General features: G+C 59.7%; 24 protein-coding genes. 12 read left to right on the forward strand and 12 right to left on the reverse strand.

Going from position 1 to position 25,299, the window contains the following annotated elements:
* Positions 1 to 131: 131 nt before the first annotated feature.
* Positions 132 to 692, reverse strand: coding sequence for an NAD(P)H-dependent oxidoreductase (locus J2Y56_RS13670; RefSeq protein WP_310338123.1), 561 nt, complete (start codon positions 690 to 692; stop codon positions 132 to 134).
* A gap of 176 nt (positions 693 to 868) precedes the next feature.
* Here J2Y56_RS13670 and J2Y56_RS13675 point away from each other — a divergent pair, with 176 nt between their 5' ends.
* Both J2Y56_RS13675 and J2Y56_RS13680 read left to right on the forward strand, forming a co-directional pair.
* A complete protein-coding gene (locus J2Y56_RS13675) occupies positions 869 to 1,129 on the forward strand; it encodes a hypothetical protein (RefSeq protein ID WP_007944590.1) in 261 nt (86 codons plus the stop codon).
* Between the two features lie 88 nt (positions 1,130 to 1,217).
* Positions 1,218 to 2,111: a LysR family transcriptional regulator gene (locus tag J2Y56_RS13680; protein ID WP_150780207.1), complete on the forward strand. Its 894-nt coding sequence runs from the start codon at positions 1,218 to 1,220 to the stop codon at positions 2,109 to 2,111.
* Here the strand turns inward: J2Y56_RS13680 and J2Y56_RS13685 are convergent.
* From J2Y56_RS13685 to J2Y56_RS13705, 5 genes are all read right to left on the reverse strand, one after another.
* Entirely contained in the window at positions 2,077 to 2,691 is a 615-nt protein-coding gene (locus J2Y56_RS13685) for a GNAT family N-acetyltransferase (RefSeq protein WP_007944587.1), read from the reverse strand. The two genes, J2Y56_RS13680 and J2Y56_RS13685, sit on opposite strands and share 35 nt — an antisense overlap.
* A 14-nt stretch (positions 2,692 to 2,705) precedes the next feature.
* Positions 2,706 to 4,961, reverse strand: a complete 2,256-nt coding sequence (locus tag J2Y56_RS13690) for an Orn/Lys/Arg decarboxylase N-terminal domain-containing protein (protein WP_310338119.1) — start codon at positions 4,959 to 4,961, stop codon at positions 2,706 to 2,708.
* Positions 4,962 to 5,257: 296 nt separating this feature from the next.
* The gene (dnaQ, locus tag J2Y56_RS13695; RefSeq protein ID WP_007944584.1) at positions 5,258 to 6,016 is read right to left on the reverse strand and encodes a DNA polymerase III subunit epsilon; all 759 of its coding nucleotides are present in this window, start codon (positions 6,014 to 6,016) and stop codon (positions 5,258 to 5,260) included.
* A 237-nt stretch (positions 6,017 to 6,253) separates the two neighbouring features.
* On the reverse strand, positions 6,254 to 6,706 hold the full coding sequence (rnhA, locus tag J2Y56_RS13700; RefSeq protein WP_008028618.1) for a ribonuclease HI: 453 nt from the start codon (positions 6,704 to 6,706) through the stop codon (positions 6,254 to 6,256).
* Positions 6,707 to 6,797: 91 nt separating this feature from the next.
* Complete coding sequence (locus J2Y56_RS13705) at positions 6,798 to 7,556, reverse strand: methyltransferase domain-containing protein (protein ID WP_150780211.1); 759 nt, start codon at positions 7,554 to 7,556, stop codon at positions 6,798 to 6,800.
* A 65-nt stretch (positions 7,557 to 7,621) separates the two neighbouring features.
* Between J2Y56_RS13705 and gloB the strand changes: the two genes are divergently transcribed.
* The 9 genes from gloB (at position 7,622) to J2Y56_RS13750 (ending at position 18,933) form a co-directional block, all read left to right on the forward strand.
* Positions 7,622 to 8,389 carry a hydroxyacylglutathione hydrolase gene (gloB, locus tag J2Y56_RS13710; protein ID WP_310350684.1) on the forward strand — a complete coding sequence of 256 codons (768 nt, stop codon included), beginning with the start codon at positions 7,622 to 7,624 and terminating at the stop codon, positions 8,387 to 8,389.
* A 99-nt stretch (positions 8,390 to 8,488) separates the two neighbouring features.
* Complete coding sequence (locus J2Y56_RS13715; protein WP_007944578.1) at positions 8,489 to 9,940, forward strand: transglycosylase SLT domain-containing protein; 1,452 nt, start codon at positions 8,489 to 8,491, stop codon at positions 9,938 to 9,940.
* Positions 9,941 to 10,132: 192 nt separating this feature from the next.
* Positions 10,133 to 11,965 carry an extracellular solute-binding protein gene (locus J2Y56_RS13720; RefSeq protein ID WP_310350686.1) on the forward strand — a complete coding sequence of 611 codons (1,833 nt, stop codon included), beginning with the start codon at positions 10,133 to 10,135 and terminating at the stop codon, positions 11,963 to 11,965.
* Entirely contained in the window at positions 11,962 to 13,803 is a 1,842-nt protein-coding gene (locus tag J2Y56_RS13725) for an extracellular solute-binding protein (RefSeq protein WP_310350687.1), read from the forward strand. Before J2Y56_RS13720 ends, J2Y56_RS13725 begins: the two co-directional genes overlap by 4 nt.
* A gap of 4 nt (positions 13,804 to 13,807) precedes the next feature.
* Positions 13,808 to 14,881: a microcin C ABC transporter permease YejB gene (locus J2Y56_RS13730; RefSeq protein WP_007944575.1), complete on the forward strand. Its 1,074-nt coding sequence runs from the start codon at positions 13,808 to 13,810 to the stop codon at positions 14,879 to 14,881.
* Between the two features lies 1 nt (position 14,882).
* Complete coding sequence (locus tag J2Y56_RS13735; RefSeq protein ID WP_310350689.1) at positions 14,883 to 15,902, forward strand: ABC transporter permease; 1,020 nt, start codon at positions 14,883 to 14,885, stop codon at positions 15,900 to 15,902.
* Between the two features lies 1 nt (position 15,903).
* A complete protein-coding gene (locus J2Y56_RS13740) occupies positions 15,904 to 17,511 on the forward strand; it encodes an ABC transporter ATP-binding protein (protein ID WP_007944573.1) in 1,608 nt (535 codons plus the stop codon).
* A gap of 24 nt (positions 17,512 to 17,535) precedes the next feature.
* Entirely contained in the window at positions 17,536 to 18,330 is a 795-nt protein-coding gene (gene fabI / locus J2Y56_RS13745) for an enoyl-ACP reductase FabI (protein WP_007944572.1), read from the forward strand.
* Positions 18,331 to 18,507: 177 nt separating this feature from the next.
* Positions 18,508 to 18,933, forward strand: a complete 426-nt coding sequence (locus J2Y56_RS13750) for a VOC family protein (protein WP_007944571.1) — start codon at positions 18,508 to 18,510, stop codon at positions 18,931 to 18,933.
* On the opposite strand, the gene J2Y56_RS13755 is transcribed toward J2Y56_RS13750, so the two are convergent.
* From J2Y56_RS13755 to J2Y56_RS13780, 6 genes are all read right to left on the reverse strand, one after another.
* Positions 18,911 to 19,501: a GGDEF domain-containing protein gene (locus J2Y56_RS13755; protein WP_310338108.1), complete on the reverse strand. Its 591-nt coding sequence runs from the start codon at positions 19,499 to 19,501 to the stop codon at positions 18,911 to 18,913. The two genes, J2Y56_RS13750 and J2Y56_RS13755, sit on opposite strands and share 23 nt — an antisense overlap.
* 73 nt (positions 19,502 to 19,574) lie before the next feature.
* Positions 19,575 to 20,153: a hypothetical protein gene (locus J2Y56_RS13760; protein ID WP_310350691.1), complete on the reverse strand. Its 579-nt coding sequence runs from the start codon at positions 20,151 to 20,153 to the stop codon at positions 19,575 to 19,577.
* Position 20,154: 1 nt separating this feature from the next.
* The gene (locus J2Y56_RS13765) at positions 20,155 to 22,323 is read right to left on the reverse strand and encodes a xanthine dehydrogenase family protein molybdopterin-binding subunit (protein ID WP_310350693.1); all 2,169 of its coding nucleotides are present in this window, start codon (positions 22,321 to 22,323) and stop codon (positions 20,155 to 20,157) included.
* A 20-nt stretch (positions 22,324 to 22,343) separates the two neighbouring features.
* Entirely contained in the window at positions 22,344 to 22,799 is a 456-nt protein-coding gene (locus tag J2Y56_RS13770) for a 2Fe-2S iron-sulfur cluster-binding protein (protein WP_310350694.1), read from the reverse strand.
* A gap of 320 nt (positions 22,800 to 23,119) precedes the next feature.
* Complete coding sequence (locus J2Y56_RS13775) at positions 23,120 to 24,274, reverse strand: NnrS family protein (RefSeq protein WP_310338170.1); 1,155 nt, start codon at positions 24,272 to 24,274, stop codon at positions 23,120 to 23,122.
* Between the two features lies 1 nt (position 24,275).
* Positions 24,276 to 24,524, reverse strand: a complete 249-nt coding sequence (locus J2Y56_RS13780) for a hypothetical protein (RefSeq protein ID WP_007944559.1) — start codon at positions 24,522 to 24,524, stop codon at positions 24,276 to 24,278.
* 254 nt (positions 24,525 to 24,778) lie between these two features.
* Between J2Y56_RS13780 and J2Y56_RS13785 the strand changes: the two genes are divergently transcribed.
* Positions 24,779 to 25,282 (forward strand): VOC family protein, encoded by a 504-nt coding sequence (locus J2Y56_RS13785; RefSeq protein WP_310338104.1) that lies wholly within the window; start codon positions 24,779 to 24,781, stop codon positions 25,280 to 25,282.
* Positions 25,283 to 25,299 lie beyond the last annotated feature (17 nt).

Raw genomic sequence — 25,299 nt, forward strand, 5'->3', positions numbered from 1 at the left:
AAACGCGGTCTGTTTGAATTACCACGCCGCCTGATTTCACGACTGCTTCGCAGCCGAACGCAGCCTCGCGCTGCTCGACAGCTGCTACCAGCGAACGCAGCCTCGCGCTGCTCGGCAGCTGCTACAGGCAATTAGGTCTTTTTGTGTTGTTCGACCCATTTTCCATAGGCGTCGATGAACTTCTGCAAAAACGGCTTCACCGATTCGGACAGTTTGTCCGCCTCGTCGAACAGCGACCCGGCACCTCCGAGATAGGCTTCCGGCTGCTGCATGCACGGCACATCCAGAAATACCATGGCCTGACGCACGTTATGGTTGGCGCCAAACCCGCCAACAGCCCCCGGCGAAACACTGATGACTGCGCCCGGTTTGCCGCTCCAGGCACTCTGGCCATACGGCCGTGATCCCACGTCGATGGCATTCTTCAAAGGTGCCGGCACCGAACGGTTGTATTCCGGGGTGACGAACAGCACTGCGTCGGATGATCGCACCTGTTGCCGGAAAGTGCTGTAGGCTGCCGGCGGTGAAGCGCCATCGATGTCTTCGTTGTAGAGTGGCAAGTCACCAATTTCGACGATTTGAAGGTTGAGATTGGCTGGAGCAAGGTCGGCCAGTGCCAGTGCCACCTTGCGATTGATCGATGCCTTTCTCAAGCTGCCGACTATGACGGCGATCGTATAGACGTTGCTCATGGAAGATGTCTCGACTGTCCGATGGAAAGAACTTGTAGTTATAGATGACGAATCACCCAGCGGGCTGTTGAATTTCACACCCCTGACTATTTTTTTCTTGCACGAAAACTTACTTCGCCCTACCACGGTCTACACAACCGAAAATTGAGTGATTTATCTCCAGAGGTTCTAAACAGATGGCAGCAGTACTTGTCGGTCAGTTCCACGCAAGAGATGCGGAAGGCCGCGTATATTCCGTGCACGAGTTCCAGGAATCCACCCCGTCGGCAGACGGCCTCGGTGGTACGGAGTCTGTCACCACCTACAAACTGGCCATTGGCGACCGCGTCAGGAAGCTGGATGACAACCAGTTTCTGCTGGTCCAATCGGACGTAACCATCGTGCGCGAACCCGACACCTTTGTCGGTAGCGTGCCGGTAGCCAGCGTCGCGTCATAACCCCGCGTTATGAGCAGAAGTCATATGGATGCACTTGAGTTAGGATTCAGTCACTGATTCCCTCACCTGCCGAACATGGACTTCACGCATGCGTTTACGCCATATCGAAGTGATCCACGCACTTGTGCAAACCGGTCACCTGGGCACCGCCGCCGAATGGCTGCAGTTGCCGGTGGCCGAGGTTGAAGGCATTTTGCGCGAGGCCGAGGGTCAGTTGGGTTTCATGCTGTTTTCCAGCGTGCGTGGACGTTTGCAGGCGACCCGCGAAGCGCGGGAGCTTCAGGTCGAAATCGCCCACGTCTACGAAGCGCTTGAGCCCGTCCAGCGCTTGGCCGCCAGCCTCAAGCAATATCAGGCTCCCCCCCTGCGCATCATCTGCACCCCGCCGCTGGCCCAACAATTGCTGCCCCAGAGCATCGCCGCCTTACGCCGACGGCTGCCCGATGCACCCTGCAACCTGCTGAGCCACCCGACCCGTGAGATCATCAGAACCCTGTTATTGCGCGAAAGCGATCTGGGATTGAGCCTGCAGGATCCCGATCACGCCGACATCCATTGCCAAGTGATTGCCCAAGGCAAGCTCCAGCTCCTGGCGCCCCATGGCTGGCTGCAGCCCAAGCAGAAATACATTTCGTTGCAAGATCTGGCAGGCCAGTCGATGGTCGGCCTGGAAGGCCACGACCCGCTGAGCCCGGCGCTCGAAAACAAATTGCAGGCCTTGCGCCCGGCTCCGCTCGTGCATATCCGGGTGCAGACGCATCAGATGATGCGCAGCATGGTCGAGGCCGGAGAGGGTCTGGCGATTGTCGACCCGTTTACCGCCCTGGGCGCCAAATCCAGCGGACTGGACGTTTGCCCACTGGCGCCGGCGGTGCCTGTCAGCCTCTACGCGCTGACCCTGAAAAACGGCGAACCCTCCACCGCCGTTCAGACCCTGCTGGACATCGTTACGGAACAAGCCGTGGCGATGCTGGCGAACTGAGCGGGTATTCCGGCGCATTATCGAACAAGCGATACCAAAACAGCGCCACTTCGGCGGTGTTTGGATCGATCCCGCGGTAGCGCAGATGATCGATCCCGCCAATCACATAACCACACCGCTCATAGAGCCGACAGGCGCCCAGATTGTTGTTCTGGGTTTCGAGCATGATGCCCGGCAGTTTTTTCTTGCGACTCCAGAACTGAGCCACGTCCAGCAACGCTTTGGCCACGCCATGGTGCCGCGCCGGCGCATGCACCGCCAGTTCGTCGATATGGGCAAAGCCGTTCCAGTTGGTGCTGACCACCAGATGACCGACGGGCTCATCGTCGAGATAGGCCATGAAAATCGCACTGTCAGTGGCATCGCGAAAACTGCTGAACTCTTCGGGATCGATGCCGTAGCACTTTCGATAAGGGGTGATCGGCGTGATCGGCCACTGCTCGACCGGCTTGCCCATTTCAGCAGCACCATAGGCGGCGACTTCAAAACTGAAATCACTGCCCCAGATGTAAGCCGCGAACCCGTCGTCGGCGACACGCACCGAAAGGCCGGGGTACTGGGGATTAATGACAGGTTGCATACTGGGAAAGGTCCTCATTCCTTGATGCAATCGACGGTGTAGTGCCGTCCATTGCCCTCGTCTTCGTGTTGCAAGCCATGCACATCGACGACGAATCCGGGGAAACTGCTATCAAATGTACGTGCAAATGAAAGGTAGTCGATGATTGACCGGGTCGCCTCGGTGAACCGCTCGCCCGGCATGATCAGTGGGATGCCCGGCGGATACGGAACCAGCATCACCGCTGCGATCCGCCCGTCCAGGGCGTCGATCGAAACCGCCTCCACCTCGCCCCGTACCAAATGATCATAGGCGTGAGCCGGCTTCATGACGATTTCCGGCAGCACGGTATACATGCGCTTGAGGTGTTTGGCCGTGGCGTTGCTGCGATAACAGGCGTGCAATTGATCGCACAAGTCGCGCAAGCCCATGCCTTGATAACGCCCGACGCTCTGTTGCGCCACACAGGGCAGGCAGGTCGCGAGGCTGACGTTGGCATCGTAGCTGCGCTTGAACTCCAGCAACTCGGTCAACAGCGTGCTCCATTTGCCTTTGGTGATGCCCATCGAAAACAGCACCAGGAACGAATACAGCCCGGTCTTCTCGACCACCAGCCCGCGCTCCCAAAGAAATTTACTGACCACCGCCGCCGGAATTCCGCGTTCGCTCAGCGCACCGCCCGCCGTCAGCCCGGGCATCACCAGAGTGACTTTGATCGGATCGAGCAAAACGTAATCGTCAGTCACGCCACCAAAACCGTGCCAGTCGGCATCGGGTTGCAGCAACCAGTCGTCGGTGACCACGCGATCAATGCCTTCCACCGACGGCGGCTGCCAGATGGAAAACCACCAGTCGTCCGCCGCGATGTGCTGTCGCAGATTGGCCAGGGCGCGACGAAAACTCAGGGCCTCGTCGAACATCTCCTGCAACAGCGAACGCCCGGCCGGACCTTCCATCATCGCCGAGGCCACGTCCAGCGACGCAATGATGCTGTACTGCGGCGACGTGGAGATGTGCATCATGAACGCTTCGTTGAAACGGTCGCGATCCAGCTGTCGTGCGCCGCCGTCCTGAACATGAATCATCGAGGCCTGACTGAACGCTGCCAGCAACTTGTGCGTGGAATGCGTGGTGAACACCAGTGGACTGTCTTCGCTGCGCGAGGTGCCCATGCCGTAACGTCCGGCGAAAAACTCATGGAACGGCGCGTAGGCGTACCAGGCTTCGTCAAAATGCAGCACCTCGACGCTGTTGCCCAGGCTCTGTTTGATCAACTCGGCGTTGTAGCAAAGACCGTCGTAGGTCGAGTTGGTGATGACCGCTAACTTGACCTTGGGCACTCGACCCAGGGTCAGCGGGCTGGCGTCGATCTTGGCCTGGATCGATTCGCGGCTGAATTCGCTCAACGGAATCGGGCCGATGATCCCCAATTCGTTGCGCTCCGGGCACAGGTACAACGGGATCGCGCCGGTCATGATGATCGAATGCAGCACCGACTTGTGACAGTTGCGGTCCACCAGCACCAGATCATCGCGGGCAACCATCGAATGCCAGACGATCTTGTTCGCGGTCGAAGTGCCATTGATCACGAAAAAAGTGTGATCGGCACCGAAATTACGCGCAGCGCGTGCTTCCGCTTCGGCCAGCGGACCGGTGTGATCGAGCAAGGAGCCCAATTCAGGCACCGACACGGATAAATCCGAACGCAGGGTGTTTTCCCCAAAAAACTGGTGAAACGCCTGCCCGACCGGGCTCTTGTGATACGCCACGCCGCCGCCGTGGCCCGGTGTGTGCCAGGAATAATTGGAGTCGGCGGTGTGTTGCACCAGCGCCTTGAAAAACGGTGGCAGCAGACCGTCCAGGTACTTGCGCGCGGCCCGGGCTACTTGCCGGGCCAGGAACGGCACCGTGTCTTCGAACAGATAAAGAATACCGCGCAACTGATTGAGTTCGGCCATCGCATCGGCCGGCGCGTTTTCCAGCGTCACTTGTTCGCCGAGGGCGAAGATCGGCAGGTCCGGCGCACGCACTCGCGCCAGACCGATCAGCTCGGCCATGTTTTGCAACAAATGTGAGTTGGTGCTGGCGTCTTCGGCGGCAATCAACATGCAGGAAAGGCCGTGATGGGTCGATGCGACCAACCGCCCTTCGGTGTAATCCACCGCCGAAACAATGCTGAAGCCTTCCTGCTCCAGCTCCCGTGCGATGCCCCGCACGCGATCACCGGCGACGGTGTCGGCCTTGATGTCGCGGTGGACGATCAGGACCGGGAATTTCAAATCTTTATACATGGGGCTCAGTGTCCTGAGGCGGCAGACCGTGGCCTGCCAATACCCTCAGGGTAGAGGGTTGCTGCGGATGTGGCGAGTGCCGATGCCCCAAACCGGGTCGCCATGTGCACGCTAATGTCGCAATCGTGCAAGACCGGTAGCAGCTGCCGAGCACCGCGAGGCTGCGTCCGGCTGCGAAGCAGTCGTGAAATCAAACCCCGCGGTTTTACAGAACATCGCGCATTCAGGTTTTACGACTGCTTCGCAGCCGAACGCAGCCTCGCGCTGCTCGTCAGCTGCTACAGGCTCGGCAGCTGCTACGCCTGCGCCTTGGCATCCGCCAGTTGCTGCCACAGCGACGGGGCGCCAGCGGCCTTGGCGATGGCTTCAAGACGCGCCACGTGCTGGGCCAGGTCATCTTCGCTGGCGCGGATGATGCGGGCGCGTGTGCGGTCGGCCGGCAAGCGGCGGATTTCGGTGGCGGAGTTGTCCGCACCTTCGCCGGATCCATTACCGTCGGACGCGTTACCCGCCAGCGACAGGCTGGTCTGGCCGCCAGTCATGGTCAGGTAGACGTCGGCGAGAATCTCGGAGTCGAGCAAGGCGCCGTGCAGTTCACGACCCGAGTTGTCGACGCCATAACGTTTGCACAAGGCGTCGAGACTGTTGCGCTGCCCCGGGTGACGTTCCCGGGCCATCATCAAGGTGTCGAGGATCGAGCAGTGTTGTGTGATGTCCGCACGATCGTGCTGGCCCATCAGGGCGAATTCGTTGTTGATGAAACCAACGTCGAACGCCGCGTTATGGATGATCAGTTGCGCGCCCTTGATGAACTCGAAGAACTCATCGGCCACTTCGGTGAAGCGCGGTTTACCTACCAGAAATTCGTTGGTGATGCCGTGGACGCCGATGGCGCCTTCGTCGCTCTCGCGATCCGGTTGCAGGTAAACGTGAAAATGCCGGCCGGTCAGGCGCCGACCGATCAACTCGACACAACCGATTTCAATAATCCGGTGGCCGTCGGTCACCGGCATGCCGGTGGTTTCGGTATCGAGTACAACGGATCTGGTGGCCATCAGTGCTCAGCTCTCAACGGGACATTCGTGCAAAAGCGGCGATGTTAACACGCTCGCCGGGGTGTTTCAGGGAGACCGGGTTGCGGCCTTCGCGAGCAGGCTCGCTCCCACAGGGGATTTTTGATCATTCCCACGCTCTGCGTGGGAATGCCTCAAGGGACGCTCCGCGTTCCAATGGGACGCAAAGCGTCCCGGGCTACATTCCCACGCGGAGCATGGGAACGATCAGTGTGTGATTTATGCCTGCTTGTAACCGCGCACTTCATCCACGCCCCGGTTGGCCAGCTGGTCCGCTCGTTCGTTACCGTGGTGACCAATGTGCCCACGTACCCATTTCCAGGTGACGTTGTGGCGATTGACCTGCTCATCCAGCAACTTCCACAAATCAGCATTTTTAACCGGTTCCTTCGCAGCGGTTTTCCAGCCGCGCTTCTTCCAGTTGTCCATCCATTCGTTGATGCCTTTCATCACGTACTGGGAGTCGGTTACCAGCAGCACGTCGCACGAGCGCTTGAGCTCTTCGAGGCCACGAATCGCGCCCATCAGCTCCATGCGGTTGTTGGTGGTGTTGGCTTCGCCGCCCCACAGTTCCTTTTCCACGCCTTTGCACACCAGCAGTGCACCCCAGCCACCCGGGCCAGGGTTGCCTTTGCAGGCGCCATCGGTAAAGAGTTCTACGCTATCGCTCATGCCAATCTATCCAGAAAATGCGGTGGCTCGACGATCCGTGATCGACGATGCCCGAGGCCGGGGCTGACCCGACCGGGAAAATAAAAAGGTATTACGGGTCGATGCGGCGACGATTGACCTTGGCCATCGGCAAAGGAATCAGCTTGCCCATCGGTTCGCGCCGTTCCTGACGAAGTGGGCGCAGGCCCACCACGATCTTGCGGGCCACCAATAAATAGAAGCCGCCGCCCGACAATTGCCAGTCACCGGCCTTGCGCTCCCAACCGGCCAGACGAGCCTGCCAGGCGGGTGACGCAAGCGGCGGACGATAGCACCCGAAGCGGCGTTTCTCCAGCGCGAAACCCAGCAGGTTGAGCCAGTCGGCGACGCGCGACGGTGAGATACAACGTGCCTTGCGCATGGCGTCATGGGCGAACACATGGCGCAGGCCCCACGTGCTCCACGGATTGATACCGATGATCAGCAAATGCCCGCCGGGGCGCACGCTGCTCGCCGCTTCACGCAGCAAACCATGGGGCGACAGGCAGAAATCCAGCCCATGCTGCAACACCACCACGTCTGCGGCGTGCTCGCTCAACGGCCAGGCTTGTTCTTCACAAACGATTTCGACGCCAGGCAACGGCGCACCGAGCCGCACATTGCGCTGCACCTGGGGAGCCGACGGCGGCGTCTGGGCCGACGGACCGTAATGCACCAGATAACCGCCGAAGAAACGCCCCAACTCGTCTTCGAGCATGCGTCGTTCTTCATCCAGCAAAAATTGTCCGATAGGGCCGGACAGCCATTCACGGGCCGCGCTGATCAATGTCAGCCACTCGGGATCAGCCTGAGCGAACGCTTTATCGGTCATTGCATTCTCCAACGCGCCAGGAAGTTCTAAGATGCGCCATTGTTTTCCGCTTGGCGAATCCGACGATGATACAGATCAGTGCCCTGCCCGCCTTCACCGACAACTACATCTGGTTGTTACAAGACCACCGCACCCAGCGCTGCGCCGTGGTCGATCCGGGTGATGCCGCCCCCGTACAGGCCTGGCTTGCGGCGCATCCGGGCTGGGTATTGAGCGATATTCTGATCACTCATCACCACCATGACCATGTCGGTGGCGTCGAGTTACTGAAAAAAGCGACAAACGCAAAAGTCTATGGCCCCGCCAGCGAGAACATCCCGGGCCGGGACGTGGCGCTCACAGACAACGACCGCGCCAGCGTACTGGGCTGGGACTTCGATGTTTACGCCGTCCCCGGCCATACCCTGGGGCACATTGCCTATTACCATCATGGTCTGTTGTTTTGCGGTGACACCCTGTTTGCTGCCGGTTGCGGACGGTTGTTCGAAGGCACGCCTGAACAGATGCACACCTCACTGACACGCCTGGCCGCCTTGCCGGAAGACACGCTGGTGTATTGCACCCACGAATACACCTTGAGCAACCTGAAATTTGCTGCGGCAGTGGAGCCCGATAATCAAGACATCGCCGCTCGCCTGGCCAAAGTGACGCAGCAACGTGAAGCCGGGATCATGACGTTGCCTTCGACGCTGGCCCTGGAAAAGCTCACCAACCCGTTTTTACGTGTTTCTGAAACATCTGTTAAAGAAAAAGTGGACGAACGGAATGGCCCCGATAACCGGGCACCGAGTAAGGTTTTTTCGGCTTTGAGAGCTTGGAAAGATACGTTCTAAGCGATCTTCATTTTGTAATGAAAATACTGAATGGTTGACCGCAGGGGGTGCGCTTTCTAGAATCGACCGACATTTTTGCCCGGAACTTACTTCCAGCCAATGTCGTCATCTATTAGCAAAGTCATCAATACAGACGCATTGACCCGCCTGGCTCAAGCCATAGCGGTGGCTGTGTCCGCCACTCTGGCGGGTTGTTCCAGCCATGTGCCGCAGACCGACGCGACACACACCCCGAAAATCGCCGCCCGCGCCAAACAGCCACCCATTTGGCTCAGCGAAAAACCAAGCCCGCTGGCCGCACAGGACGTCTGGGAGCGCATGCGCCTGGGCTTCCAGTTGCAGGATGGCCTGGGCGTCAACCCGCGTATCGAGCAGCAGCGGCTGTGGTTCGCCAGTAACCCGTCCTTCCTCGAAAACGCCGGCGAGCGCGGCAGCCTGTACATTCACTACATCATCGAACGCCTTGAAGCACGCAACATGCCGCTTGAACTGGCGTTGCTGCCGGTGATTGAAAGTGCCTACAACCCGATGGCCTATTCCCGGGCTCACGCGGTGGGTCTTTGGCAATTCATCCCCTCCACCGGCCGCTACTACAACCTGCGCCAGACCCATGCCTATGATGGCCGACGCGACATTACGGCTTCGACCACGGCGGCCCTGGATTACCTGAGCCGCCTGCACGACATGTTCAACGGTGACTGGATGCTCGCCCTCGCCGCCTACAACGCCGGCGAAGGCACGGTCAGCCGCGCTATCGAGCGCAACGAAAGACTCGGCCTGCCGACCGATTACTGGAACCTGTCACTGCCCTCGGAAACCCAGGCCTACGTGCCCAAGCTGCTGGCCTTGTCGCAAGTGGTACTGGCACCCGAAGCCTACGGTGTAAACCTCAGCCCGATCGCCAACGAACCGTACTTCAAGGTCGTCGAAATCAACCAGCGCATGGACCTGTCCACGGTTGCCGCGGTGGCCAACATCGACGAAGACGAACTGTTCCAGCTCAACCCGGCGTTCAAACAACGCACCACACTCGACGGCCCACAGCATTTGCTGGTGCCCACGTCCAAGGCGCAGTTGCTGACCACCAGCCTGTCCACCATGCGTCCGGAAGAGCTGATAAGCAAGAAGCCACTCAGACCTGTCTTCGACAACGCAGATGTTTCTCAAGTCGCCAGCGCCAAGCGCACCTACCGCGTCAAGCGCGGCGACAGCCTTGCCACCATCGCCAAGGCCAACAACGTCGCCGTCAAAGATCTGCAACGCTGGAACAAGCTGTCGGGCAAGAATCTCAAGGCGGGTCAGACACTGGTGATGCGCGATACCGCCAAGCGCAGCAGTGGTCGCGTCAATACGGTCGTCGCCTCAAACAGCAAAACTGGCAAGACCGGCAAAAAGAATTCCCAGACTCAATACAAGGTGCAGCAAGGCGACTCGTTATACATCGTTGCCAAACGCTTCAATGTCGAGATGCAGCATCTCAAGCGCTGGAACCCCCGTGTCGGCAAGGCGCTCAAGCCTGGACAGGTGCTGAAGGTATCTTCGCCACATTAAAAAGAACCCCTGATATCAGGGGTTTTTTTCGCCTGAAGCTTGCCAAAACCCATGTAGCAGCTGGCGAAGCCTGCGTCGGCCGGTCCGCGCAAGATCAATTAACGGCCCATTAACCCCCTGTCTTTTTCCTGTCGATACAAGCTGTTACTGTACGGACCACTTAGCCCAAGCCACCTGGATCGGATCCCTGACTTGAAGCGCCCCCTCATTCTGCTCCTGATCAGCCTGGCCTTGAGCTCTCCCGCAAGTGCGACGATCAGCGAAAGCCATGGTTATGCGCAGTTCGGCACGCTCAAGTACCCGGCCCGATTTACCCATTTCGACTGGGTCAACCCGCAAGCGCCCAAGGGCGGCACGTTGCGGGTGATGGCGTTTGGCACCTTCGATACGCTCAATCCTTATACCTTCAAAGGCTCAAGCCCGGTCTCTACGGCCAATTTCCTGCAATACGGGATCAATGAGTTGAATGAGCCGCTGATGGTCGGCACCGGCCAGTACGCGCCATCCGGTGACGAGCCTACCTCCAGTTATGGCCTGATCGCCCAGTCGGTGGAATACAGCGAGGATCGTAGTTGGGTGGTGTTCAACCTGCGCCCCGAAGCGCGGTTCCACGATGGCTCGCCGATTACTGCGCGCGACGTCGCGTTCTCCTACCGCCGGCTGCTCAAGGAAGGTCATCCGCAGTACCGCACCAATCTTCAGGAAGTCGCGCGGGTCGATATTCTCAACCCCCATCGCGTTCGATTCGTTTTCAAGCGCGCCGGCAATCCGCTATTGATCCTGCGCCTGGGCGAATTGCCGGTCATGTCTGCGCGTTACTGGAAAGGTCGCGACTTCAAGGCAACCACCTTCGAGCCTCCCTTGGGCAGCGGGCCGTATCGCATCACCTCGGTGACGCCCGGGCGGCAAATTGTGTTTGAGCGGGTCAAGGACTACTGGGGCAAAGATCTGCCGGTCAATCGCGGCAAGTACAACGTTGATCGCATGGAGGTCGAGTTTTACCGTGACAGCGATGTCGCCTTCGAGGCGTTCAAGGCCGGCGAGTTCGACGTTTACATCGAGCATCAAGCCAAGAATTGGCAAAACGGCTACAACTTCCCGGCGGTCCGCCGCGGCGACGTGATCAAGGCGCAGATCGCGCATCAGATTCCGACTCAGAGTCAGGGGCTGTTCATGAACACCCGGCGCCCGACCTTTGCCGAGGCCAAAGTCCGCGAAGCCCTGGGACTGATGTTTGACTTCGAGTGGACCAACCGCACGCTTTTCAGTGGTGCCTACAAGCGCACCCTGAGTTACTACCCCAACAGTGAATTCTCTGCCACCGGCCTGCCGGTCGGTCATGAGTGGCTGATGCTCAAGCCGTACCGCGAACAGTTGCCCGCCAAACTCTTCACCGAGCCCTTCAGCCTGCCGCAAACCGATGGCCGCGGCATTCCAAGGGAAACCCTGCGAAAAGCCCTGGCACTGCTCGCCGAGGCGGGCTGGAAGCTCAGTGGCCAGCGTGTGCAGAACGCTGTCGGGCAACCGCTGCGATTCGAGATCCTGCTGGTCAACCCGAACCTGGAGCGTATCCTCCAGCCCTACGTCGAGAACCTCGCCAGCATTGGAATCGACGCGCGACTGCGCACCGTCGACCGCGCCCAGTACAAACAGCGCCTCGATCAGTTCGACTTCGACATGATTTTGATGACCCTCAACCAGACCCTCAGCCCGGGTCTGGAGCAGTGGCAGTATTTTCATTCCAGCCAGGTCGGGATCAAGGGCAGTAAAAACTACGCCGGTATCGCCAACCCGGTGGTCGACCATTTGCTCGAACAACTGCTCGCCGCCCAGAGCCGCGACGAACAAGTCGCCGCGGGCAAAGCCCTCGACCGTGTGTTGTTGTGGCAGCACTACAGCATTCCCAACTGGTACCTCAATTATCACCGCCTGGCTTACCGTAACCGGTTGGCCTTTGTCACCACGCCGCCCTACACCCTGGGCCTGAGCGCATGGTGGCTGAAGTCTTCGGAGAAAGATCGATGAAACCCGTACGCGCCCTGCTCTTGCAGGCCAGCGGTCTGCTGTTCGCCGGGGTGGCCTGCGCCGCCCCGCAACACGCTTTGACCCTCTACAACGAACCGCCAAAGTACCCGGCGGACTTTAAACATTTCGACTATGTGAACCCGGATGCGCCCAAGGGCGGGATCTTTCGTCAGGCAGGTTTCGGTGGCTTCGACAGCCTCAATCCGTTTATCAGCAAGGGCGTACCGGCCGACGACATCGGCATGATCTACGACACCCTCGCCAGACAAGGGCTGGACGAACCGTTCACCGAATATGGCCTGGTGGCCGGCAAGATCGAGAAAGCCCCGGACAACAGCTGGGTGCGTTTCTACCTGCGCCCTGAAGCGCGCTTCCACGATGGCCATCCGATTCGTGCCGAAGACGTGGTGTTCAGCTTCCAGATGCTGACCAAGGACGGCGCGCCGCTCTACCGCGCTTACTACAACGACGTCGAGGAAGCGATCGCCGAAGACCCGCTGACCGTGCTGTTCAAGTTCAAGCACAACAACAACCGTGAGTTGCCGCTGATCCTCGGCCAGTTGCCGGTGTTGCCCAAGCATTGGTGGGCCGACCGCGATTTCAACAAGGGCAACCTGGAGATGCCGCTGGGCAGTGGCCCGTACAAAGTCAGTCAAGTGAAGGCCGGACGTTCGATTCGCTATGAGCGGGTCAAGGATTACTGGGGCAAGGACTTGCCGGTCAATCGCGGGTTCTACAACTTTGATGTGATGACCACTGATTACTACCGCGACAACACCGTGGCGCTCGAAGCATTCAAGGCCGGACAGTTCGATTACTGGCTGGAGATGACCGCCAAGAACTGGGCCAACGCCTACAACGTCCCGGCCGTCACCGAAGGCCGGTTGATCAAGGAACAGATCCCCAACGGCAACACCACCGGCATGCAGGGTTTTGTGTTCAACCTGCGTCGCCCGTTGTTCCAGGACGTGCGTGTGCGTGAAGCCCTGTCATTGCTGCTGGATTTTGAATGGACCAACAAGCAATTGTTCAACGGCGCTTACGCGCGCACCCGCAGCTATTTCGAGAACTCGGAAATGGCCGCCACCGGCTTGCCGGATGCCGATCAACTGGCTGTGCTCGATCCGTTTCGGGGCAAGATCCCCGAGCAGGTGTTCAGCGAAGCGTTCCAGAACCCGGTGACCGATGCCAGCGGCATGATTCGCGACCACCAGCGCAAAGCCTATCAACTGCTGCAAGAGGCCGGCTGGCGGATCGTCGATGACAAAATGGTCGATGCCACCGGCAAACCGGTGACCATCGAATTCCTGTTGGCCCAGACCGAATTCGAGCGGGTGCTGCTGCCGTTCAAGCGTAATCTCAGCGACCTGGGAATCGACCTGGTGATCCGCCGGGTCGACGTTTCGCAGTACATCAACCGCGTGCGCTCACGGGACTTCGACATGATCGTCGGCAGCTTCCCGCAGTCCAGTTCTCCTGGTAACGAACAGCGCGAATTCTGGATGTCCGCCGCCGCCGACAAACCTGGCAGTCGCAATTCCATGGGCCTCAAAGACCCGGTGGTGGACCAACTGGTCGAGCAACTGATCAACGCCGATTCGCGCAAAAGCCTGGTGGCGCACGCCCGTGCACTGGACCGCGTGCTGCAATGGGGTTATTACGTGATCCCCAACTGGCACATCAAGACCTGGCGCGTGGCGTACTGGAACCACATCGGCCATCCGAAAATCTCACCGCTGTACGACATCGGCACAAACACCTGGTGGATCAAGCCTGACGCGAAACCTGCGATAGAAGTCGAAGCCATCCTGCAAGCCACCCCTGCGGGCACGGAGTAATCAGATGCTGGCGTATATTTTTCGGCGACTGCTGCTGATCATTCCGACCTTGTTCGGTATTTTGCTGATCAACTTTGTGATCATCCAGGCCGCTCCCGGCGGCCCGGTAGAGCAGATGATCGCCAAGCTCGAAGGCTTCGAAGGCGCCACCAGCCGCATTGCCGGTGGCGGTGCCGAAGTGTCGGTGGCCGGCTCTGCCTATCGCGGCGCCCAGGGCCTGGACCCGGCGCTGGTAAAGGAAATCGAGCACATGTACGGCTTCGACAAGTCGGCGCCGGAACGCTTGTGGATCATGGTCAAGAACTATGCGTCGCTGGATTTCGGCGACAGCTTCTTTCGCGATGCCAAGGTCATCGACCTGATCAAGGAAAAGATGCCGGTGTCGATCTCCCTCGGGTTGTGGAGCACGCTGATCATGTACCTGGTGTCGATCCCGCTGGGGATCGCCAAAGCCACGCGACACGGTAGCCACTTCGATGTCTGGACCAGTTCGGCGATCATCGTCGGCTACGCGATCCCGGCGTTCCTGTTTGCGATCCTGTTGATCGTGGTGTTTGCCGGTGGCAGTTATTTTGACTGGTTCCCGTTGCGCGGGCTGACGTCGAACAATTTCGACGAACTGAGCATGGGCGGCAAAATCCTCGATTACTTCTGGCACCTGGCCTTGCCGGTCACGGCGCTGGTCATCGGCAACTTCGCGACCATGACCCTGCTGACCAAAAACAGCTTCCTCGATGAAATCAACAAGCAGTACGTGGTCACCGCCAAAGCCAAAGGCCTGACCCGTCACCGCGTGCTGTACGGCCATGTGTTCCGCAACGCCATGTTGCTGGTGATCGCCGGGTTCCCGTCAGCGTTTATCGGCATCTTTTTTACCGGGTCGTTGCTGGTGGAAGTGATTTTCTCCCTCGACGGCCTCGGTCTGATGAGTTTTGAAGCGGCGATCAACCGCGATTACCCGGTGGTGTTCGGCACGCTGTTTATCTTCACCTTGCTGGGCCTGGTGGTGAAACTGATCGGCGACCTCACCTACACCTTTGTCGATCCGCGCATCGACTTCGAAAGCCGGGAGCATTGAGATGACCCTGTCCCCGCTCAATCGACGCCGTTTCGAACTGTTCAAGGCCAACAAGCGTGGCTGGTGGTCGCTGTGGCTGTTTCTGGTGTTGTTCGGCCTGAGCCTTGGCGCTGAGCTGATCGCCAACGACAAACCGCTGGCGGTGCATTACGACAACAGCTGGTACTTCCCGGCGCTCAAGCGCTACCCGGAAACCACGTTCGGCGGCGAATTCCCGCTGGAAGCCAACTACAAGAGCCCGTACATCCGCGAACTGCTCAAGGCCAAGGACGCCTGGGTGCTGTGGGCGCCGATTCCCTACAGTTACCAAAGCATCAACTACGACCTGAAAGTCCCGGCCCCGGCGCCACCGTCGATGGAAAACCTGCTCGGAACCGACGATCAGGGCCGCGACGTGCTGGCACGGGTGATTTACGGCTTCCGGATTTCGGTGTTGTTCGCCCTCACCCTGACCATTCTCAGCTCGATCATTGGTGTGATTGCCGGAGCCTTGCAGGGTTTCTATGGCGGCTGGGTGGACCTGGCCGGGCAGCGTTTTCTGGAAATCTGGTCCGGCTTGCCGGTGTTGTACCTGCTGATCATCCTGGCCAGCTTCGTGCAGCCAAACTTCTGGTGGCTGCTGGGGATCATGCTGCTGTTTTCGTGGATGAGCCTGGTGGACGTGGTGCGCGCCGAGTTCCTGCGCGGGCGCAACCTTGAATACGTGCGTGCGGCGCGGGCGCTGGGGATGCAGAACGGTGCGATCATGTTCCGCCACATCCTGCCCAATGCCATGGTCTCGACCATGACGTTCATGCCGTTCATCCTGACCGGCGCGATCGGCACCCTGACCGCGCTGGACTTCCTCGGTTTCGGCTTGCCACCCGGCGCGCCGGCGCTGGGTGAGCTGGTGGCCCAGGGCAAATCCAACCTGCAAGCGCCCTGGCTCGGCATCAGCGCGTTTGCGGTGCTGGCGATCATGTTGAGTTTGCTGGTGTTTATCGGCGAGTCCGCTCGCGATGCCTTCGACCCGAGGAAGTGAAATGAATCCGGACAATCTGATCGAAGTGCGCGACCTGTCCGTCGAGTTTGGCGTCGGCGAGCGTGTGCAACGGGTGGTCGAAGGCGTGAACTTTGATATCCGCCGTGGCGAAACCCTGGCGCTGGTCGGTGAGAGCGGTTCGGGCAAGTCGGTCACCGCCCACTCGATCCTGCGACTGCTGCCCTACCCGATCGCACGGCATCCGTCCGGCACCATCGAGTACGCCGGGAAAAACCTGCTGGCCCAGAATGAAAAGACCCTGCGCCACATCCGCGGCAACCGGATCGCGATGATCTTCCAGGAGCCGATGACCTCGCTCAACCCGCTGCACTCCATCGAAAAGCAGATCAACGAAGTGCTGGGCATCCACAAAGGCCTGATCGGCAAAGTGGCGACCAAACGCACCCTGGAACTGCTGGAGATGGTCGGTATTCCCGAGCCGGAAAAACGCCTGAAAGCCCTACCCCATGAATTGTCCGGCGGCCAGCGCCAACGGGTCATGATCGCCATGGCCCTGGCCAATGAGCCGGAATTGCTGATCGCAGACGAACCGACCACGGCGCTGGACGTGACCGTTCAGCTGAAAATCCTCGAATTACTCAAGCAATTACAGGCCCGATTGGGCATGGCGTTGCTGCTGATCAGCCACGATTTGAACCTTGTGCGAAGAATTGCGCATCGCGTATGTGTCATGCAGCGCGGTTGCATCGTCGAACAGGCATCGTGCGAAGAGTTGTTCCGCGCGCCGCAGCATCCGTACACTCGGGAATTGCTGGCAGCGGAACCCAGCGGCAAGCCGGCGACCAATGTTATCGGGCCGCCATTGCTGCAAGTCGAAGACCTGAAAGTCTGGTTCCCGATCAAGAAAGGCCTGCTGAAAAAGACCGTTGACCACATCAAAGCGGTAGACGGAATCAATTTCAGCCTGCCGCAGGGGCAGACCCTGGGGATTGTGGGTGAAAGCGGTTCCGGCAAATCGACGCTCGGTCTGGCGATTTTGCGGCTGATCGGCAGCAAGGGTGCGATTCGTTTTGAAGGCAAGCAGCTAGACTGCCTGACGCAGAACGAGGTTCGGCCGTTGCGGCGGCAGATGCAGGTGGTGTTTCAGGACCCGTTTGGCAGCCTGAGCCCACGGATGTGCGTGAGCCAGATCGTCGGCGAAGGCCTGCGGATCCACAAGATGGGCACCGAGGCGGAACAGGAACAAGCGATTATTGCGGCACTCAAGGAGGTAGGTCTGGACCCGGAAACCCGGAACCGCTACCCCCACGAATTTTCCGGCGGGCAACGGCAGAGAATCGCCATTGCCCGGGCATTAGTGCTAAAACCGGCGTTGATTTTGCTGGACGAGCCGACCTCGGCCCTCGACCGCACCGTACAACGCCAAGTGGTGGAGCTGCTGCGTTCACTGCAAACCAAGTACAACCTGACGTATTTGTTTATCAGCCATGACCTGGCTGTCGTCAAAGCACTGAGCCACCAGCTGATGGTGGTCAAGCAGGGCCAAGTGGTCGAACAGGGGGACGCGCAAAGTATCTTTGCCGCCCCCCAACATCCGTATACACAGCAGTTGCTGGAAGCCGCTTTCCTGGCACCAGCCACTGCGTAATAACCTGAAAGAGAGGAGCAACACATGGGTTTTCTCGCCGGTAAGCGCGTACTGATCGTCGGTGTCGCCAGCAAGCTGTCCATCGCATCCGGCATCGCTGCCGCCATGCATCGCGAGGGCGCTGAGCTTGCCTTCACTTATCAGAACGACAAACTCAAGGGTCGTGTCGAAGAGTTCGCACAGAGCTGGGGTTCGAGCCCTGAACTGTGCTTTCCGTGCGACGTGGCCAGCGATGAAGAAATCGCCAAGGTCTTCGTTGAACTGAGCAAGAAGTGGGACGGTCTGGATTGCATCGTGCACTCCGTCGGCTTCGCCCCGGGCGACCAACTGGACGGCGACTTCACCGAAGCCACCACCCGTGAAGGTTTCCGCATCGCTCACGACATCAGCGCCTATAGCTTCGTGGCCCTGGCCAAAGCCGGTCGCGAAATGATGAAAGGCCGCAACGGCAGCCTGCTGACCCTGTCGTACCTGGGCGCCGAGCGCACCATGCCGAACTACAACGTGATGGGCATGGCCAAGGCTTCGCTGGAAGCTGGCGTGCGTTACCTGGCCGGCTCCCTGGGCCCGGACGGCACCCGTGTCAACTGCGTATCGGCTGGCCCGATCCGCACCCTCGCCGCTTCCGGCATCAAGAACTTCCGCAAAATGCTGGCTGCCAACGAAGCGCAAACCCCGCTGCGTCGCAACGTCACCATCGACGAAGTCGGCAACGCCGGCGCCTTCCTGTGCTCGGACCTGGCGTCCGGTATCAGCGGCGAAATCATGTACGTAGACGGTGGTTTCAACACCACTGCAATGGGCAGCCTGGAAGAGTAATCTTTCAGCTGACCAAAAAAACCCGCCGTTGCTGGCGGGTTTTTTTATGCCTGCGCTTCCGGGGCGCACGCTCCCACAGGAGTAAGTAGTTCAGCTGTCGGGCCTTCAATCTTCTTACAATCGAAAAGCACAGCGCTAAACTCAGCCTCACACCTACCACCCTCCGAGGCCCGCCCTATGCAACTGTCCCCTTTTCACTTGGCGATTCCAGTGTATGACCTGACCGCCGCACGGAATTTTTATGGCGAAGTGTTCGGTCTTGAAGAGGGTCGCTCCAGCGACCACTGGGTCGATTTCAACTTTTTCGGCCATCAACTGGTGATTCACCTGGCGCCGAAAAATGCCTCTCAGGAAGCCGCGCACACCAATGCCGTGGACGGCCACAACGTGCCTGTTCCGCACTTCGGTGTGGTGTTGAGCATGAGTGAGTGGGAGGCGCTGGCGCAGCGTCTGACCGCGCTGGGCTCGTCGTTCGTGATCGAACCGGGTATTCGCTTTCAGGGGCTGGTGGGCGAGCAAGCGACGATGTTCCTGTTCGATCCGTGCGGCAATGCACTGGAATTCAAAGCCTTTAAAGACATCAGTCAGTTGTTTGCCAAGTGAACGCGTCCGCCTCGGCCAGCAGCCCTTCGATCGAGCCGTGACTCAGGGGGTCGTATTCGATCTGGCCGAGACTGAAGCGCAGGTCGTTGGCGCGATGGGCTGAGGCATTTCGTTCGGCGAGTATTTCTTCGAGCCGGGATTTGATCGCGTCGAGTTCGACCGTGCCTGAACCCGTGAGCAACGCGACAAATTTATCGCTGCCCAGTCGGCCGATAACATCGCTTTCGCGGAAGGCAATGCGCAGCACGTCGGCGAATATTTTCAGCGCTTTGTCGCTCGCGGCACTGCCGTACAGGTAATGCAAGCGTTTGAAATCATCAAGATTGAATAGCAACAACGTGGCCGGTTTCTCCAGCCTCTGGCAGGCGTCCAGGCCTTGCTCGGCCAGCGTGGCGAACCCGTGACGGTTGGGGAGCAGGGTCAACTCGTCCATGCTCGCCATCTGTACGCCCGACAGTTCCTGCTCGGCCTTGCGCGACAGGTCACGCAACCATTCGCGTTCTTCCTGCGGGGAACGTGAAGGAACGCCACCAGCACCTGGTTTGACCGGTTTGCCTGGGATTAACATGGCTAACTCCATTGGCGGGTATGATCTTTAGAGTCGGTCATACCCGCATTGACTCCGTGTTACGGACCACCGGTCAACTGCCCGCCAGCGGACAGGGCCCTCCCGCCTCCGCCCACAGCTTGAATTGCGTGACGAAGACATCGTGAGACACCGGCACTGGCGCCCTGCCCTCACCGGGATTCCAGCCCCACAGCACCAACTTGTCTTCGCTGACATGCTTGATCAATGCGGCGAAATCACGGTCGCCATTGCTGGAGCGGTCCTTGATCATTGCGCATAACTTGTCGGCTGGCAGACCGATCCAGGCCATTTTGTGCGCCGCGGGCGGCAGGCTCCAGTGCGGTGCCCCCGGGGGCGTATGCAGCCCGTAGCTGGCCGGCGGGTTGGACTCTGCGTGACACGTGGTACACGGCAAACCGGCCGCGCCTTTGCCGTCCATCCCGCGCACCACGTTCATCGCGTGGGGAATCCCGGCATCGAATTGCAGCGGCGAATCGCCCGGAATATGGCAGTTCTGGCAACGCGGGCTTTGAAAGACTTTCTGCACCGTATCGAAGGCCTTTATCGCCTCCTTGTCGTCCGCATACAGGTGTTCGGTGTAGACCGCCAGGCCGATCAACAGCACCGCCCCCAGCATCAGATGTCGTTTCATCTCACACCCCCGACAGTTGCAGCGGCAGCTCGCGCAAGCGCTGCCCGGTCAGGGCGAAGACAGCATTGGCGACCGCTGGCGCAGTGGGTGGAACGCCCACCTCGCCGATGCCTCCGGGCTTGTCGCTGCTGGGCACGATATGCACCTCGACCACCGGCATTTCGTTCAGCCGAAGCACTTGATAATCGTGAAAGTTGGACTGCACCACCTGCCCGCCTTTCAACGTCAGTTTGCTGTGCAAGGCGAAACTGAGGCCAAAGGTGATGCCCGATTCCATCTGCGCGGCGATACTCTGTGGGTTGACCGCAATGCCGCAATCCACGGCGCACACCACCCGGTGCACGCGGATTTCAAGATTGTCCTGGGACACTTCGGCGACCTGCGCCACGTAGCTGCCGAACGACTCGTGTACCGCCACGCCTACCGCGTGACCATCGGGCAAGGGGGCGCCCCAATTGGCTTTTTCGACCGCCAGATTGAGCACGCCCAAGTGTCGCGGATGGTTTTTCAGCAAGGTTCGCCGGTATTCCACCGGGTCCTTGCCGGCCGCCTCGGCCAATTCATCGATCAACGACTCCATGACAAACGCCGTGTGGGTGTGCCCGACCGAGCGCAGCCACAATACGGCGATGCCGGTTTTCGGTGAGTGCAGTTCCACCTGGTGATTGGCCAAGTGTTCGAGGTAAGGGCTGTCAGCGACGCCTTCGACCGAAGTCTTGTCGACGCCCCCCTTGACCATGCTCGCCTCCAGCGATGTGTCGGCCATAATCGACTGCCCGACCAGCACATGCTTCCAGGCCACCGGCATACCGTCGGCATCCAGCCCGACATTCGCCTGATGCAGGAACATCGAACGGTAGTAACCGCCGCGAATGTCGTCCTCACGGGACCACACGGTTTTCACCGGTGCGCCCGCCACCTTGGCGACCTGCACCGCTTCAGCGACAAAATCGGACGTCGGATTGGCCCGGCGACCAAAACCGCCGCCGAGAAACTCGGTATGAATCTCTACCTGTTCGGGTTTGAGCCCGGTAATTTTTCCGGCGATCATTTGATCCAGCGTCTGAAACTGGGTGCCCGTCCAGATCTCGCATTTGTCCTGGCTGATATTCACCGTGCAATTGAGCGGCTCCATCGGCGCATGGGCCAGGTACGGCACGCTGTATTCGACGTCGATCTTCTTCGCCGCTTTAGCCAGTGCGGCCGTTGCATCGCCCGCCTTACTGGCCGAAATCCCTGGCGTGGTGGCGAGTTTGCGGAAGCTCTCCAGCAGTTTCCGACTGTCCAGGCCGGTGTTCGGCCCCAGGTCCCAGTCTATTTGCAGCGCATCGCGCCCCAGCTTCGCCGCCCAGTAATGATCGGCAATCACCGCAACGCCCGAGGGCACTTGCACCACTTTATGCACGCCCGGCACGGCCAGTGCCGCGGCGCCTTCGAAGGATTTGACGCTGCCACCGAACACTGGCGGGCGGGCAACCATGGCGGTCATCAAACCGTCGAATTGCACATCCATGCCGAACTTTGCCTGGCCGGTAATTTTCTGCGGCGTGTCCAGGCGTTTGGTGGGTTTACCGATGATCTTCCAGTCCTTGGCCTCCTTGAACTTGATCGAGGCCGGATCCGGCACCGGCAACTGGCCGGCGTCATCGGCCAGTTCGCCATAGGTAGCGCGCTGGTCGCCCGCGATGACCACGCCAGATTCGGTGCGGAGCTGCGAAGGTGCAACATCAAACCGCTTGGCTGCCGCTTCGACCAACATCAGGCGCGCGGCCGCCCCGGCCTGGCGGTAGCGGTCGAATTCCATCCAGGTCGAGGTCGAACCGCCGGTGATCTGCATCCCGCCAAAACCGGCCATTCCATACAAAGCAGCGGAGGCTGGCGAGTGTTCGACGCGGATTTTCGACCAGTCGGCGTCCAGTTCTTCGGCGATCAACATGGTCAGGCCGGTCCAGATGCCCTGGCCCATTTCCGAATGGCCGAGCAGTACCGTGACGCTGTTGTCGTTGCCGATCCGCAGGAAGGCATTGGGCGCAAAAATGTTGCCTTGATTCTCCGCGCCCAAGGCAAAGCGATGGGCACCGGGGATGACAAACCCCACCACCAGACCACTGCCCAACAGGGCGCTGCCCTTGAGAAAACCACGGCGCGACAACGGGGGGTTGCTGTTCATGGCTTCAGGCTCCCTCAACGTCAACCGATCTGGGCGGCACGTTTGACCGCCGCACGAATTCTTGGGTAGGTGCCACAGCGGCAGATGTTGCCGGAGAGCGCCTGATCGATGTCGCTGTCGGTGGGTTGGGGAATCTTCGCCAGCAACGCGGCGGCGGACATGATTTGCCCGGATTGGCAGTAACCGCACTGCACCACATCGAGTTCGGCCCAGGCTTGCTGCACCGGGTGCGTACCGTCGGTAGACAGGCCTTCGATGGTGAGGATTTTCTGTCCGTGCGCCACGGCTGTAGCGGGCGTGACGCAGGAACGCAACGGCGCACCATCGACATGCACGGTGCAGGCACCGCACTGGGCCATGCCACAGCCGAATTTGGTGCCCGTGAGGTGCGCAACATCGCGTAGCACCCAGAGCAGTGGCATGTCCGCCGGGACATCGAGCTCCTGATCCTTGCCATTGATGTTGAGGGTCAGCATTGCGAAATACCTCAGACTCACGGTGTTCTGAAGGGCATCGCAGTGGCATCCAACGGCCTGTGCGCGCCTTGGGGTTCTCCCTTCAGCTAAGCGCAAAATGCCGGGCGGGACCGGTTCATCGACCACCGGTCACCCCTTCAAGACCAATCGGATGGCTTGTAGCAGCTGCCGAGCAGCGCGAGGCTGCGTCCGACGACGAAGTCGTCGTAAGCCCTGAGAATGCGGTTTATCTTCACACCGCAGTGTCTGACTTCACGACGACTTCGTCGCCGGACGCAGCCTCGCGCTGCTCGGCAGCTGCTACAGGGCGGCCTGGAGCGCTAGACCCTTGGCGTGAACAGGATCGCCGTATAGCGCGTCAGGAACAGGCCGAACGCCGCGCACCACAGCAGCGCCGAGATTCCCAGCCCGACCCCGGAATACGGGACCAGCAAAACCCGGCACACCCCAGCGACGACCAGCATGGCAAACCCCAGCACCACGGTTTTCGATGCCAGCAGCTGCCGCCCGGTGTGGCCGAGACTGACACGAGCAATCATCGCCAGGATCAACCCGCCAATACCGCCCACGGCCAGCGCATGGGTGGCCAGACTTTGTTGTGGCATCATCCCCGCATGCCACAGCGCCATTGCCAGCGCAGCGATCACCAACCAGGCATAGGCGAGGTACAGCGACCACAACAGCGGCACCCGCCAGATGCCTCGATCATGCCAGCGCCACAAACGCAGCAGATGCAACGCCCCCATCAGCAGAAACAACGCTGCCAACCACAACCTCGGGACGTCGTTGAAACCACTGGCGAAGGACACCGCCGCCAGCAATGAACTCACCAACAGGATTTTAGTGGGCAGCGGATGCGCCGCAGGCGTGGCAGGACGGTTCAAACCGCGCTGAATGAAAAACGGGATGACCCGCCCGCCAATCACTGTCATCAGCGCCGCCACCAGCCACAGGGCCGCCAGCACACCGCGGCGCTGCAGCCCGACATCATCGGTGGCGATCCCCCATAGCGTCAGCGCCTGACAGCCGGCTATCAGGGCCACCACCAACAAAACAGGATAGTTCTCACGCTTGCCGGCCGCCACCAGATCCCGACCCAACATCCAGGCCAACAACGGCAAAAAAGGTGTCTGCAGAGCGATCATCAGCGGTGCGGGGATCGGCATTAACCAAGCCAATCGCGCCAGCACCCAGACCAGCAGTAACCCGACCAAGGGCCAGCCGCTCAAGCCGGGGCGCCCGGTCCAGTTCGGCACCGCCGTCAACAGAAACCCGGCGATGATGGCCGTGGCAAACCCGAACGGCATCTCGTGCCGATGCCAGCTCAACATGCCGCCCACCGGTTGCGCACCGGGCAAGCGGCCATACAACCAAAGCGCCCAGATCGCCACTGCAACTGCCGCAAACACGGCGCCGGCGAAAAAGAACGGTCGAAACCCGAGACTGAATACCGGTACCGCAGCCAGTTTGCGCATCTCAAGCCACCGCATGGGTCAGGCCTTTACCCAACCGGTATTGGGCCAGCAGGCGCATGACGTAGCCAATCTTGATGAGGGTCGGCCCGACGATGGTCATTGCATGCATCGCTACCAACACTACGATCGACAAGTGACCGCCGTACAGGTAGGCGCCATAGATACCGGCCAGCAGCATGGCTAGGCCAGCACCAAGCACTTTGCTCGACAGGTGCAGAACGGTCAGTGGGTTGTTGAGAAAATCGAACATTTTGCCGTACTCCTCAAGCGGGTCAGTTGTACGTTGGATATATCAAGTGTCGTGCCAGGTATTTACCCCTGTTTAATCAATACCTTGAGCGCTACGTGGTCATATCGACCACACTCGAAAAGAGTCTATACGACCTTTAAATATGTCAATCCGACTACATTTCTTATGAAGTTATCGATCTACGGTCCAACTGATCGACCCCAGGCTGACTACGCTGATAGTCCAGCATGAGTAACCCGTAGAGGAGCGCCATCATGCAACGCGTGCAAAAACTGACTCCCTGCCTCTGGTTCGACACTCAGGCCGAAGAGGCGGCGAAGTATTACTGTTCGATCTTCGATCATTCAAAAATCACCGGCACCACCCATTACGGCAAGGCAGGCCAGGATGTTCACGGCATGCCAGAAGGCCTGGTGCTGACGATCAGCTTCGAGCTGGACGGGCAACCGTTTACCGGCCTCAATGGCGGCCCCCATTTCAAGTTCAATGAAGCGGTTTCCTTTCAGGTCAACTGCCAGACACAGGAGGAAATCGACCATTACTGGGGCACGCTTTCCGCCGGTGGCGAACCCCAGGCCCAGCAATGTGGCTGGCTCAAGGACAAATACGGGTTGTCCTGGCAAATCGTCCCGATCCCGTTCATGGAGATGTTGAAAGACCCGGACACGACCAAGTCCCAGCGCGCCATGCACGCCATGATGCAAATGAAAAAGCTCGACATCGCCACCTTGCAACGAGCCTTTGACGGCGAGAGCTAATACACTCCAGGGCTGAC

It is taken from the genome of Pseudomonas sp. BE134 (genome assembly GCF_031456105.1).
Taxonomy (GTDB): domain Bacteria; phylum Pseudomonadota; class Gammaproteobacteria; order Pseudomonadales; family Pseudomonadaceae; genus Aquipseudomonas.

What these genes read in the sequence shown, in the direction of transcription:
- J2Y56_RS13670 (WP_310338123.1), bottom strand. Translation starts at nt 692, where the DNA reads ATGAGCAACGTCTATACGATCGCCGTCATAGTCGGCAGCTTGAGAAAG.
- J2Y56_RS13675 (WP_007944590.1), top strand. Translation starts at nt 869, where the DNA reads ATGGCAGCAGTACTTGTCGGTCAGTTCCACGCAAGAGATGCGGAAGGC.
- J2Y56_RS13680 (WP_150780207.1), top strand. Translation starts at nt 1,218, where the DNA reads ATGCGTTTACGCCATATCGAAGTGATCCACGCACTTGTGCAAACCGGT.
- J2Y56_RS13685 (WP_007944587.1), bottom strand. Translation starts at nt 2,691, where the DNA reads ATGCAACCTGTCATTAATCCCCAGTACCCCGGCCTTTCGGTGCGTGTC.
- J2Y56_RS13690 (WP_310338119.1), bottom strand. Translation starts at nt 4,961, where the DNA reads ATGTATAAAGATTTGAAATTCCCGGTCCTGATCGTCCACCGCGACATC.
- dnaQ (WP_007944584.1), bottom strand. Translation starts at nt 6,016, where the DNA reads ATGGCCACCAGATCCGTTGTACTCGATACCGAAACCACCGGCATGCCG.
- rnhA (WP_008028618.1), bottom strand. Translation starts at nt 6,706, where the DNA reads ATGAGCGATAGCGTAGAACTCTTTACCGATGGCGCCTGCAAAGGCAAC.
- J2Y56_RS13705 (WP_150780211.1), bottom strand. Translation starts at nt 7,556, where the DNA reads ATGACCGATAAAGCGTTCGCTCAGGCTGATCCCGAGTGGCTGACATTG.
- gloB (WP_310350684.1), top strand. Translation starts at nt 7,622, where the DNA reads ATGATACAGATCAGTGCCCTGCCCGCCTTCACCGACAACTACATCTGG.
- J2Y56_RS13715 (WP_007944578.1), top strand. Translation starts at nt 8,489, where the DNA reads ATGTCGTCATCTATTAGCAAAGTCATCAATACAGACGCATTGACCCGC.
- J2Y56_RS13725 (WP_310350687.1), top strand. Translation starts at nt 11,962, where the DNA reads ATGAAACCCGTACGCGCCCTGCTCTTGCAGGCCAGCGGTCTGCTGTTC.
- J2Y56_RS13730 (WP_007944575.1), top strand. Translation starts at nt 13,808, where the DNA reads ATGCTGGCGTATATTTTTCGGCGACTGCTGCTGATCATTCCGACCTTG.
- J2Y56_RS13735 (WP_310350689.1), top strand. Translation starts at nt 14,883, where the DNA reads ATGACCCTGTCCCCGCTCAATCGACGCCGTTTCGAACTGTTCAAGGCC.
- J2Y56_RS13740 (WP_007944573.1), top strand. Translation starts at nt 15,904, where the DNA reads ATGAATCCGGACAATCTGATCGAAGTGCGCGACCTGTCCGTCGAGTTT.
- fabI (WP_007944572.1), top strand. Translation starts at nt 17,536, where the DNA reads ATGGGTTTTCTCGCCGGTAAGCGCGTACTGATCGTCGGTGTCGCCAGC.
- J2Y56_RS13750 (WP_007944571.1), top strand. Translation starts at nt 18,508, where the DNA reads ATGCAACTGTCCCCTTTTCACTTGGCGATTCCAGTGTATGACCTGACC.
- J2Y56_RS13755 (WP_310338108.1), bottom strand. Translation starts at nt 19,501, where the DNA reads ATGTTAATCCCAGGCAAACCGGTCAAACCAGGTGCTGGTGGCGTTCCT.
- J2Y56_RS13760 (WP_310350691.1), bottom strand. Translation starts at nt 20,153, where the DNA reads ATGAAACGACATCTGATGCTGGGGGCGGTGCTGTTGATCGGCCTGGCG.
- J2Y56_RS13765 (WP_310350693.1), bottom strand. Translation starts at nt 22,323, where the DNA reads ATGAACAGCAACCCCCCGTTGTCGCGCCGTGGTTTTCTCAAGGGCAGC.
- J2Y56_RS13770 (WP_310350694.1), bottom strand. Translation starts at nt 22,799, where the DNA reads ATGCTGACCCTCAACATCAATGGCAAGGATCAGGAGCTCGATGTCCCG.
- J2Y56_RS13775 (WP_310338170.1), bottom strand. Translation starts at nt 24,274, where the DNA reads ATGCGCAAACTGGCTGCGGTACCGGTATTCAGTCTCGGGTTTCGACCG.
- J2Y56_RS13780 (WP_007944559.1), bottom strand. Translation starts at nt 24,524, where the DNA reads ATGTTCGATTTTCTCAACAACCCACTGACCGTTCTGCACCTGTCGAGC.
- J2Y56_RS13785 (WP_310338104.1), top strand. Translation starts at nt 24,779, where the DNA reads ATGCAACGCGTGCAAAAACTGACTCCCTGCCTCTGGTTCGACACTCAG.